This window comes from Rhodococcus sp. EPR-134 (assembly GCF_001647205.1).
Classification (GTDB): domain Bacteria; phylum Actinomycetota; class Actinomycetes; order Mycobacteriales; family Mycobacteriaceae; genus Rhodococcus_F; species Rhodococcus_F qingshengii.
Genome location: NZ_LVCT01000669.1, coordinates 1 through 10,767 on the forward strand (window position 1 = coordinate 1; position 10,767 = coordinate 10,767).

A 10,767-nucleotide genomic window follows, 5' to 3' on the forward strand; every position below is an offset into this window, starting at 1 on the left:
ACCGGTTGCGGTGGTGGGTGACGTCAGCACGATTTCGGGAGTGTGTGCGTGGTGCGCCGTGGTGAGGGGGATGTCGCCGTCGAGCATGTTCCGAATTGCCGCGGTGAGTTTGTCGATGCCCACTACCTGGTTCGAGGTGTCACCGGTCTTGGGTTGCTTGTCTGTCGGGAGTCCGCCCCACGTCTCGCTGACGACGTCTGCGGTGTGCAGGGTTGGGTAGACGTGCCACTGCTTGGTGTCCATGCAGCGTAGGCGCGCGGCGAACACACGCTTGATTTCCTCGATTGCGAGCAGTTCCTCGACTGCACTGATCGATCCCACTTCGGACTCGGCCTGAGACATTCAACCTCCAACGGTGATCGGCAAGATGGGTTCACATTCGGGTGCTCAGTGCGGGCCGTCAACGACCTGTCCCGGTGAGCGCGACGGCACTCGGTATGGTCGAGCGAACGAAAGGGGTGTCAAACGTGTGTACCGAAGAGGTCCCATCGACCGGACCGGAGGAGATCGCCGAGGTTCGGGCTTTTTGGCGCGAGTTGGGTGTTCCTGGCGTGATCGACGTCCACACCCATTTCATGCCGAAGAGCGTTATGGACAAGGTGTGGGGCTACTTCGATTCGGCGGGACCGATGATCGGTCGACCATGGCCCATCGCCTACCGACTTGCCGAGGAGGAGCGGGTACACCGTCTCCGCGAGTTCGGTGTCCGGGCTTTCACGTCGATGATCTACCCGCACAAGCACGCGATGGCCGAGTGGCTCAATCAGTGGGCCGTCGAATTTGCCGCGCAAACGCCCGATTGCCTGCACACGGCCACGTTCTATCCCGAGGAGTCGGCGGCGTCGTACGTCGGAAAGGCCCTGGATTCGGGCGCGCGAATCTTCAAGTCCCACATCCAGGTCGGAAACTACGACCCGAACGACCCTCTGCTCGACAAGGTCTGGGGTCAGCTCGAGGACTCCGAGACGCCCATCGTGATCCATTGTGGATCGGGACCGGCGCCGGGGGAGTACACGGGACCTGATCGCATTGCTTCGCTGCTCGCACGGTACCCGCGCCTGTCGTTGATCGTCGCCCACATGGGGATGCCCGAGTACAGCGAATTCCTCGATCTGGCAGAGGCTTACGGCAATGTCCGCCTGGATACGACCATGGCGTTCACCGACTTCACGGAATAGCAGTGTGCCTTCCCGAAGGCGGACGTATCACGGCTCGTCGACATGCAGGACCGGATTCTGTTCGGTAGCGACTTCCCGAACATTCCGTACCCGTATCTCACAGCCTTGCAAGCGGTTACGCGCTTCGATCTCGGAGACGAATGGCTGCGAGCCGTCGTGCACGACAACGCTGCCAAGCTCTTCTCGGTGAGCTGAGCCCACCGAGAAGTATTTCGCTCATCGCAATTTGATGCTGCCGCCGTCGGCCATCAACGTCTGTCCGGTCATGTACTTGGAATCCTCGCTCGCCAGGAACACCACGACGGGAGCGATGTCGGTTTCGGGATCACCGATGCGTCCGAGGGGCACCTTGGCAACCGATGCGGCTGCGCGCTCAGGGAAGGCTTCCTGCCACTTGACGACGCCTTCGGTGGCGGCGAACGGGCAGACCACGTTGACCCGAATGCCTTCCGGCGCCCACTCGTTGGCGACGACGCGCGTCAGGCCTCGCACAGCTTCCTTGGCCGCAGCGTAGGACGTCTGGGTGGGCATTCCGTCCAAACCTGAACCCGATGCGAAGTTGACGACCGAACCCTTGGTCTTCGCGAGTTCGTCGTGGCACGCCTGCATGAGGTGGACAACGGGGTAGAAACCGGTGTTGAAGGACAGGTCGAACATGTCCTGCGTGGTTTCGAGCAACGGAGCCTGACGGGACGCGTGAGCGTTGTTCACCAGGATGTCGAGCTTGCCGAAAGCCTCGAGCGCGGCGTCACGGATCTGCTCGGCCGAACCGGCGGCAGCAAGGTCGACGTTCAGGAACTTGCCGGAGCCGGCCAGTTCTTGTTCGAGGGCCTGGCCCTGCTCGTCGTTGATGTCGACGAACAGGACCTTCGCGCCTTCACGGGCGAAGACTCGGGTGACAGCGCGACCGATTCCACCGGCGCCGCCGGTGACGATCGCTACCTTGCCGTTCAACCTCATGAAACGCTCCTCTTCGTAAGTGCTGCTCAAACTGTTGCGGTCTCGTCGACTGCAAGTGCGATCTTTTCGAGGCCGGCGATGCTGTAGGCGGCGTAGGTCTCGTACGGCCCACGGCCGGAGAAGTAAGACGAGAGCTGGCCACCGAGTTCTTCGACGGTGAACGCGGATCCGGCTGCGTCGAAACGGTTCTCGACTTTGGGTGCTTCCATCAACGCCACCATCTTGCCGTAGACGACGAAGACCTGTCCGTTGATCTCGTCGGAATCGGGGGATGCGAGGTAGCTGACGAGGGTCGCGACGCGCTCGGGTGCAAGCGGATCGAGGCCGACGACGCCGGTGTTGTTCTCGCCGAAGGCTTCTGCCGTCATGGCGGTGCGGGCACGGGGGCAGATCGCGTTGGTGCGGACGCCGTAGCGGGAGAGACCTGCTGCGCTCGAGAGCGTCAGCGCGGTGATACCGGCCTTGGCTGCCGAGTAGTTGGGCTGCCCGGCGCTGCCGAAGAGGAAAGCCTCGGAAGAGGTGTTGATGATGCGGCCGTAGACCGGTGCGTCGGCTGCCTTGCTGGCTGCGCGCCAGTGGACTGCGGCTGCGTGCGAGGTGGCCGCGTGGCCCTTGAGGTGCACGCGGATGACGTCGTCCCAATCGGATTCGGTCAGGTTGAAGATCATCTTGTCGCGCAGGATGCCTGCATTGTTGACGAGGATGTCGAATGATCCGAAGTTCTTGACGGCCTCTTCGATGATGCGCCCGCCGAGTGACCAGTCGGAGACGTCGCCGGTGATGGCGAGTGCCTGTCCACCTGCGGCCTTGATCTCGTCGACCACGTCGTTGGCCGCTGTACCCATGTCGTTGACGATGACGGCTGCACCGGCAGCCGCGAGTCCGAGTGCTTCGGCGCGACCCAGGCCGGCGCCGGCGCCGGTGACGGCGGCAACTTTGCCTTCCAAGCTCAGTGATTGCGTCATGTCGTGCTCCTTCGATCCGGTCTGGCGGGTAGGTATAGCAAAATTAGTATTCATTCTAATTTGAAGTCGAGAGTTCGGTAGTCGTTCCGAAAAAATCATTCGAGCGAAATCAGAATTAGTTCTAGTTTTGAACAGAAGTTTGGCCGACTGAGGAGGAGTCTCACTCAGCGGGAGCGGTGATCTGGGTCACGAGCGCTGCATGCCACCTTGGGGCGACGCGGCGATCCCACCGCGTACGCGTTTGCGTCACCACCGATCCGCTCAGTTCTCGGCCGCATTCGTCGGCTCCAGGGTCGGATAGTTCCCACCGAAAACGCAGTACGGTCGGCCCCGAATTCACCGGGCCGGACATCAAGGAAGGCACCAGCAGTGTCACTGAATTTGGCAGATCTGTACGAGGGCATCTCGGATCTGATTCCGGACCGCACGGCGCTCGTGTGCGATGGTCGTCGTCGCACCTACGTCGAGCTGGACGAGGGCTCGAATCGCATCGCCCGCCACCTGGCGAGCGTCGGTGTCGGGCCCGGCGATCACGTTGCTCTGCACATGCGCAACAGCATCGAGTTCGTCGAGAGTTTGCTCGGCTGCCTCAAGATTCGTGCGGTCCCGATCAACGTCAACTATCGCTACGTCGACGCCGAACTGACCTATCTGTACAACGATTCGCAGTCGGTGGCACTGATCGTGGACGAGGAGTTCGTTTCCGTCGTGGAGACGGTTCTCCCGGCCGCGCCCGGCATCAAGCACGTCGTTGTCGTCGGCGAGTCAGCCGTCCGCGATATCGAAGGCGTCGACGTCGTTCGATTTGCCGACGCTGCCGCGGAGCAGGCCGCCACTCGTGACTTCGCGCCCCGCAGCAACGACGACCTCTTCGTCATCTACACCGGCGGCACGACAGGGATGCCCAAGGGCGTCATGTGGCGTCATGAAGACTTCTACTTCGCGGCGCTCACCGGCGGAAATCCGTTCGGTCCGCCGCACACGACCGCTGAGGCTCTGTTCGCCGCGGTGCCGAACGTCCCCGCGATGAACATGCTCAGTACCGCACCCCTGATGCACGGTGCGGCGTCGTACTCGCTGTTCACCGGATTCTTCATGGGCGCCAACGCAATTCTCATGGCGCGGTTCGACGCGAAGACGACGCTCCAGCTCGCCGGAAGTGAGAAGGCCGTCTCCATCACCGTCGTCGGAGACGCGATGGCACGTCCGCTCGCAGACGAATTGGCAGCAAACGCAGCAGATTACGACCTCAGCACGGTCGGAATGGTCTCGTCCGGCGGAGCCTTGTTCTCGCTCTCACTGCGGGAGCAGCTCAAGTCGATGCTTCCGAACCTGGTGATCCGCGACGGATTCGGCTCCTCGGAGTCGGGCGTCGACGGCAATCTGGAGATCGGCGAAGACGGCCTGATGCGCATCGCCGCTCGCGACGAGACCCGCGTCGTGGACGAAAGGATGCGGCCGCTGGAGCCGGGATCGCCCGAGACCGGCTACATCGCTCGCAGCGGTCACGTGCCGGTCGGCTACTTCAATGATCCGGTCAAGACCGCGGCTACGTTCCCGGTGATCGACGGGGTGCGGATGTCGGTGCTCGGCGACGTCGGACGCGTGGAAGCCGACGGCTCGATCGTCTTGCTGGGACGTGGTTCTCAGTGCATCAACACCGGCGGGGAGAAGGTGTATCCGGAAGAGGTCGAGCAGGCGCTCAAGAGTCACCCGGCGGTGCTCGACGCTTTGGTCGCGGGAATTCCGGATGCGAAGTTCGGTGAGCGCGTCGCTGCGGTCATCACGACCCGCGAAGGCTTCGACGTCCCGGACGCTGCCGAGATCGGTGAGCATTGCGCGTCGCAGGTCGCTCGGTACAAAGTGCCGCGCACCGTCATGAACGTTCCGTCGATCAGGCGTTCTCCCAGCGGAAAGGCCGACTATCGCTGGGCCAAGGCCACTCTCGCCGAGCAAGTCTCCTAGTCCGGCCGGAGCCGTCCAGCGCGTTTGTGAGGGACGCGTTGGGTGGCTCCGGTGCTCTAGCCTGTCACCGTCAGAACCAGCAGAGCGACGTTGAGTGCAACGATCAAGCCCGCCGCAATCCACGCCGCGACGGTCGTGAGCGGGGCATTGCGCGCGTCGCCCATGAGTTCGGGGTCCGAGGTCATTCGCACCAGCGGGATGATCGCGAAGGGGATGCACAGGCTCAAGACCACTTGGCTGAGCACGAGCGCCAGCGTCGGGTCGACGCCGAGTCCGAGCACGATCAGTGCCGGGATGAGCGTGACGATCCGGCGTGTGATCACCGGAATCCGAATGGCCAGAAGACCATGCATGATCTCGGCGCCGGCCGCGCATCCCACGGAGGTCGACGCGAGTCCGGAGGCGAGGAGGCCGATCGCGAATACCACGGCTACGCCCGGGCCGAGCGAATTCTCGATCGCGGCATGCGCGCCGTCGATGGTGTCGGTGCCGGGTACTCCGCGCAGCGCCGAAGCGGCCAGCAGCAGCATGCCGATGTTCACGCCACCGGCGATGATCAACGCGACAACGACATCCCAACGGGTGACTTTGAGTAATCGCTGCAACCGTGGGCCGGGTTTGATGTGGCCGTGGCGATCACGTGCCAATGCGGAGTGAAGGTAGATCGCGTGCGGCATGACCGTTGCTCCGAGCATGCTGGCGGCGAGCAGTACGGTCTCGGTTCCTTCGAAGCGGGGGACCAGTCCGGCGACGGCCTCGCTGCCGGAGACGTCGGTGAAGGCGAGCCCGGTCAGGAAGCCGATGGTGATGATGGCCAGCAATCCCATGACCACGAACTCGAAAGTGCGCTGTCCGCGCCGACTTTGGATCGTCAGGATGACCATCGACACGCATCCGGTGATCAGTCCGCCGAGGAAGAGCGGGATGTTGAAGAGCAGGTTGAGTGCGATGGCGCCGCCGATGACTTCGGCGACGTCGGTCGCGATCGCCATCATCTCGGCCTGGAGCCAGAACGCGCGGCGGTTGTTCTTACGCAGGCGCTGACCCAGCATTTCGGGCAGGGATCTGCCGGAGACGAGACCGAGTTTCGCGGACAGATACTGCACGAGGACGGCCATCGCGTTGGCGAGTACGAGTACCCAGATGAGGAGGTAGCCGTACTTGGCGCCGGCGGTGAGGTTGGCGGCGACGTTGCCCGGATCGACGTACGCGATTGCCGCGACGAACGCCGGACCGAGCAGGGCGATGGATCTCCCCGTGGGTCGTCGGCGCGGAGTCGTCGGCTCTTGCGTACTGGTGCTCATCGGTCTCCTGGTCACACATACTCGGACCTGTTGGTTCGAATAAGTGAACTATAGAGTTCGGGGAGCCGAACTTTCAACAGCTGTGCGCGGTTACCGACCGCAGAGGGTCCCTAACCGCGCACAGGCCGGTTAGGCCGTCACGCCGGCAGCCAGGAGAGCGCGAGCCTCGGGTCGGCCGTCGAGGAGGGCGTTGGTACGCAGTTCGACCTTCCACTCGCCGTCCGTCTTGATCAGTTCCCAACGGTTTGCGGTGATGCGGAGGACCTTGAATCCCGTCGGGTTCTCGGGATCTTTGATGACCAACTGCGAATGGCAGGTCGCGACGGCCTTGTTGCCGTCGATGCGGATGTGGGCGGGTGTCATCATGTGGGCCGCGCCGTTCATGATCCAGTTCTGGTGTGAGGCGCTGTGAACCATCGCGCGCAGTTCGCCGCGGCCGTGCATCGCACCTGTATCGACGTCGTAGACGCCGTCCTCGAGCCACAGGTTCGCGACCTCGTCGGCTGATCCGCTGTCGACGGCAGGGCTGTATGTGGTCAGCAGTTCGGTGATCGCGAGCTTGTCCTCGAGCAATTCCACTCGGGCGAGCAGGGATTCGATCAGGGCGGTCGAGTCGGTCATCGGTACGTCCTTTGCATTGAATTGTCGGGGAATCAGGAAGTGGTGAAAGAAAAGCCCTCGGCGAGGGCGATTCGGTGAAGTTCTTCGAGTTGTTCGCAGTAGTGCTCGACGCTTCGAGCGCCGACCGAGCAGCTGGCGATGGTCGCCCCGGCGTCACGGACGCGAGTCAAGGCGCGAAGGGTGGATTCGCGATTGCCGAGAGGATCGAGCGGCGCACCGGCGGGAAGCACCACGTCGAATCCGTCGGGGAGCGTCGCGGCATCGAGCATTTCCTTCAGTTCGGAGAATCGCAGCCCGAACGGCACCCACCCGTCGCCGTGTGTGGTGGCCCGGCGCAGCGATCTCTTGGTCCGGCCGCCGATCCACAGCGGCACCCGTTTCTGGACGGCGTGGGGTTCGACGACAAATCCGGAGTAGTCGTAGAACTCGCCGTGATACTCCGGAGTCGGCGTCGACAGTGATGCCCGAAGTGCGGCCAAGGCATCGTCAGCGCGCGCTCCTCGGTCGGCAAATGGAGCATTTATGAGATCGAATTCTTGTTTCAGAGTCCCCACCCCGAGGCCGAGTATCAGGCGTCCATTGCTGACGCGATCAAGCGTTCCGTAACGCTTGGCGATCTCGAGGGGGTGGTGGTAGCCCAACACCAGCACCTGGGTCGCCAGCAGGATTCGTGATGTACGCGCGGCGAGAAAACCAAGGGTGGCGAGCGGATCCCAGTAGGTTCCGCCGCGCTCGGCGGCAATCTCCTCGGGGACCGCCACGTGTTCACTGCAGGTCAGATGATGGAAACCGAGTCGATCCGCCGTGGCGGCCACTGTGGCGATCTCGCCGATGTCAGCACTTGCCTCCCACTCCGAGCGCGTGCTCGGGTGCTGAATCAGGACCGGCGTGACGATTCCCAGGTGCATCGGGCGTTTATAGCGTCCCCACTCGCCCAGCGGCAGGTGAATTACCGCTGATCGGGATCGAAAAGATCGATTCACTTTCCAGAAACTGTGACCTGGGTTATAGTCGGTAGAATCAATTCCAGTTTTCGGGAGGCGTCCATGACCATTGTTGACATGAACGACACACTGTCCACCGTCCAGACTGCCGGTGGGCAACCCAAGAAGGATCTGCCGCCGTCGATGGTCGAGCGGATGACACTGATTCTCGACGCCTTCGACGGCCGCGCCGCGCGGCTGACGCTGGAAGAGGTCGCGTGCCGTACTCAGTTGCCGCGCTCCACGGTCCACCGCATTCTCGATCAGCTGGTCAAGCTGGACTGGGTCGATCACGCATCGTTCGGCTACTGCCTCGGGCGTCGTGCGCTCGGCCTCGGTGGTGGCGACGGCGGCCACAGCCAGATCCGCGAAGCCGCTGCACCGCTTCTGCACGAACTGCACCTGCAGACCGGCATGGTCGTTCACCTATCGGTGCTCGACGGACGCGAGAGCGTCTATCTCGACAAGGTCGGCGGACGATTCGCCGCGGCGCTCCCGTCCCGCGTCGGCGGCAGAGTGCTCGCTCATTCGACGGCTGGTGGCAAGGCGATGCTGGCGTGGATCGACCCCGAGCGCGTCGACGCTCTGTTCGGGTCTTCTCTTCCCCGCTGTACCGAGAACACGATCACCGACGTCGCTGTGCTCCACCAGGAACTGAACCGCATCCGTCAGCGTCGGGGACTGGCCTTCGAACGCGGGGAGTCAGCGCGTGGAGTCGCTTGTGTGGCTTCGGCAATTCGCGGACACGAGGGTCCCGTCGGCAGCATCGCGTTGTGTGGTGACATGCGGACCGCTCAGCTCGAGCGAGTTGCTCCGCTGGTCGTCGACGCGGCTCGCGAGGTCTCACGGACGCTGTACCCCGAACTGGGTGCTCCTCGCCGCGGCCGCAAAACGCCTCCCGTTCCGACCAATACGTTCTCGGCGGAGACGATGGATCGCCTGCTGGCAGCGTCGTCCGACCACTGGATCTGACGTATTTTGATCGACTTGTCTCGCTGATCGGGACGAGTCATAGCAGCTCAGCGGTACTGATGGCACCGTTCGGACCATGACGACTGAACTGAGCTACGAGGGAACTCTGAAGGAACTGCAGACCGATCTCGGTTTGCTCCGGTACCACGAAGCCGGCGACGGCCCGCCGCTCCTGCTGCTGCACGGATCGGGCCCCGGCGTCACCGGTTGGCGTAACTACCGCGGCGTTCTCGCGGACTTCGCGGAGCACTTCCACTGCTACGTTCTCGAGTTTCCCGGATTCGGCGTCAGCGATCCCGGCCCCGACCATCCGATGATGATGGCGCAGGCGTCGGTCGGGATGTTCCTCGACGGCCTCGGCCTCGGCCCGGTCCACATGATCGGTAACTCCATGGGCGGCATCGTCGCCACCAAGGTCGCGATCGACGAGCCGCACCGGGTGAGCAAGCTCGTCACCATCGGCGGCATGGGAAAGAACACCTTCTCGCCGGGGCCCGGTGAAGGCATCAAACTCCTCATGGAGTTCACCGACAACCCCACCCGCGAAGCCCTGGTCCGCTGGTTGCATTCGATGGTCTTCGACCGTGCCGTCGTCACCGAGCAGCTCATCGAAGAGCGTTGGGCCCTGGCCACCGAGCCGACGACGCTCGAGATCGCCCGTCGTATGTACAGCAGCAAGGCCATGGCCGCCATGGGCGCGGCTGCCGCTGCGTCGACCGCCGTGCCGTACTGGGCGCAGCTGAACAAGATCAAGGCGCCGACGCTGTTGACCTGGGGACGCGACGACCGCGTCAGCCCCGTGGACATGGCGATTCTGCCGATGCGCGACATCCCCAACGGCGAAGTTCACATCTTCCCCAACTGCGGACACTGGACGATGATCGAAGCTCGCGACGCCTGGGTCGCGTCCGTTCTGGCATTTCTGACGCGTCCAGAAGGCAAGTAAGGCCCGTGCGCCTTTTTGGTAGCCCCCACTACCAAAAAGGCGCACAGGGGGGCTCCCACTCACCGGGAAGCGTTTCTGCACTTCGGTGGGCTACCTGCCACCGTTTCACCAACAGATTTTCATTCTGCCCAGGCACTCGCCGGGTAGCGAAACCAGAAAGCCGGAAAAATCATGGGTCAGGTTCTGGACAACATCTCACAGTTCGCCGACGAGATCCGCGCCGACGGAGTCGAGGGTGACAAGCTGATGCGCTTGACGGACGGCAGCGCGAAGCGCTTGCGCGACTCCGGCGTCATCCGGATGTTCCAGCCGAAGGAGTTCGGAGGCCTCGAGGCGCATCCGCGTGAATTCGCCGAGACGGCAATGGCTATCGGCGCGATGGACGGTGCCACGGGCTGGGTCAGCGGCATCGTCGGTGTGCATCCGTGGGAGCTTGCGTTCTTCGACCGCAAGGCTCAGGAAGAGGTGTGGGGAACCGATCCCGATACGTGGATGGCGTCGCCATATGCGCCGATGGGTGTGGCGAGGCCGGTCGAGGGTGGGTACATCCTCAACGGTCGTTGGTCGTTCTCCTCGGGTACCGATCATTGCGACTGGATCATGATCGGTGCGATGGTCGGTGACGAGTCCGGCAAGCCGTTGATGCCGCCGAAGCACCTGCACGTGCTGTTGCCGCGTTCGGATTACGACATCGACCAGGACAGCTGGAATGTCGTGGGCCTGCGCGGAACCGGGTCGAAGGACCTGATCGTCAAGGACGCATTCCTGCCGACTTACCGCACGATCGACGCCGGAAAGGTGTACGACGGGACGGCGTGGAAGGAAGCGGGCCGTACGGAGACGTTGTACAAGTTCCCGTTCTCGTGCATTTTC

The 10,767-nt window shown here is 63.2% G+C and carries 9 protein-coding genes and 2 pseudogenes; 5 read left to right on the forward strand and 6 right to left on the reverse strand.

All coding sequences use genetic code 11. The annotated features are described in order from the left end of the window. Positions 1-342, reverse strand: a 342-nt coding sequence (locus A2J01_RS28930; RefSeq protein WP_064114112.1) for a nuclear transport factor 2 family protein, incomplete at its 3' end; no start/stop codon positions are given. A 95-nt stretch (positions 343-437) separates the two neighbouring features. Between A2J01_RS28930 and A2J01_RS28935 the strand changes: the two are divergent. After that, positions 438-1,373 (forward strand): annotated as a pseudogene (locus A2J01_RS28935) (amidohydrolase family protein). Positions 1,374-1,394: 21 nt separating this feature from the next. Here the strand turns inward: A2J01_RS28935 and A2J01_RS28940 are convergent. Both A2J01_RS28940 and A2J01_RS28945 read right to left on the reverse strand, forming a co-directional pair. Further along, a complete protein-coding gene (locus tag A2J01_RS28940) occupies positions 1,395-2,138 on the reverse strand; it encodes an SDR family NAD(P)-dependent oxidoreductase (RefSeq protein ID WP_007729453.1) in 744 nt (247 codons plus the stop codon). A 26-nt stretch (positions 2,139-2,164) separates the two neighbouring features. Then, entirely contained in the window at positions 2,165-3,103 is a 939-nt protein-coding gene (locus tag A2J01_RS28945; RefSeq protein WP_064074262.1) for a 3-oxoacyl-ACP reductase, read from the reverse strand. A gap of 369 nt (positions 3,104-3,472) precedes the next feature. Between A2J01_RS28945 and A2J01_RS28950 the strand changes: the two genes are divergently transcribed. After that, entirely contained in the window at positions 3,473-5,068 is a 1,596-nt protein-coding gene (locus tag A2J01_RS28950) for an acyl-CoA synthetase (RefSeq protein ID WP_054188386.1), read from the forward strand. Positions 5,069-5,124: 56 nt separating this feature from the next. Here A2J01_RS28950 and A2J01_RS28955 read toward each other — a convergent pair whose 3' ends face one another. The 3 genes from A2J01_RS28955 to A2J01_RS28965 all read right to left on the reverse strand — a co-directional run bounded on the left by A2J01_RS28955 (position 5,125) and on the right by A2J01_RS28965 (position 7,901). Beyond that, on the reverse strand, positions 5,125-6,372 hold the full coding sequence (locus tag A2J01_RS28955; RefSeq protein WP_020909201.1) for an Nramp family divalent metal transporter: 1,248 nt from the start codon (positions 6,370-6,372) through the stop codon (positions 5,125-5,127). Positions 6,373-6,501: 129 nt separating this feature from the next. Next, a complete protein-coding gene (locus A2J01_RS28960) occupies positions 6,502-6,993 on the reverse strand; it encodes a nuclear transport factor 2 family protein (RefSeq protein ID WP_003939809.1) in 492 nt (163 codons plus the stop codon). A gap of 32 nt (positions 6,994-7,025) precedes the next feature. Beyond that, positions 7,026-7,901, reverse strand: a complete 876-nt coding sequence (locus A2J01_RS28965) for a TIGR03619 family F420-dependent LLM class oxidoreductase (protein WP_064114113.1) — start codon at positions 7,899-7,901, stop codon at positions 7,026-7,028. A gap of 138 nt (positions 7,902-8,039) precedes the next feature. Here A2J01_RS28965 and A2J01_RS28970 point away from each other — a divergent pair, with 138 nt between their 5' ends. The 3 genes and pseudogenes from A2J01_RS28970 to A2J01_RS28980 form a co-directional block, all read left to right on the forward strand. Continuing rightward, positions 8,040-8,948, forward strand: a complete 909-nt coding sequence (locus tag A2J01_RS28970; RefSeq protein ID WP_003940451.1) for an IclR family transcriptional regulator — start codon at positions 8,040-8,042, stop codon at positions 8,946-8,948. 76 nt (positions 8,949-9,024) lie between these two features. Continuing rightward, positions 9,025-9,894: an alpha/beta fold hydrolase gene (locus tag A2J01_RS28975; protein ID WP_064114114.1), complete on the forward strand. Its 870-nt coding sequence runs from the start codon at positions 9,025-9,027 to the stop codon at positions 9,892-9,894. Positions 9,895-10,065: 171 nt separating this feature from the next. Then, positions 10,066-10,767, forward strand: a pseudogene (locus tag A2J01_RS28980) (hydroxylase); the annotation flags it as partial.

What these genes read in the sequence shown, in the direction of transcription:
- A2J01_RS28970 (WP_003940451.1), top strand. Translation starts at nt 8,040, where the DNA reads ATGACCATTGTTGACATGAACGACACACTGTCCACCGTCCAGACTGCC.
- A2J01_RS28945 (WP_064074262.1), bottom strand. Translation starts at nt 3,103, where the DNA reads ATGACGCAATCACTGAGCTTGGAAGGCAAAGTTGCCGCCGTCACCGGC.
- A2J01_RS28955 (WP_020909201.1), bottom strand. Translation starts at nt 6,372, where the DNA reads ATGAGCACCAGTACGCAAGAGCCGACGACTCCGCGCCGACGACCCACG.
- A2J01_RS28965 (WP_064114113.1), bottom strand. Translation starts at nt 7,901, where the DNA reads ATGCACCTGGGAATCGTCACGCCGGTCCTGATTCAGCACCCGAGCACG.
- A2J01_RS28960 (WP_003939809.1), bottom strand. Translation starts at nt 6,993, where the DNA reads ATGACCGACTCGACCGCCCTGATCGAATCCCTGCTCGCCCGAGTGGAA.
- A2J01_RS28975 (WP_064114114.1), top strand. Translation starts at nt 9,025, where the DNA reads ATGACGACTGAACTGAGCTACGAGGGAACTCTGAAGGAACTGCAGACC.
- A2J01_RS28940 (WP_007729453.1), bottom strand. Translation starts at nt 2,138, where the DNA reads ATGAGGTTGAACGGCAAGGTAGCGATCGTCACCGGCGGCGCCGGTGGA.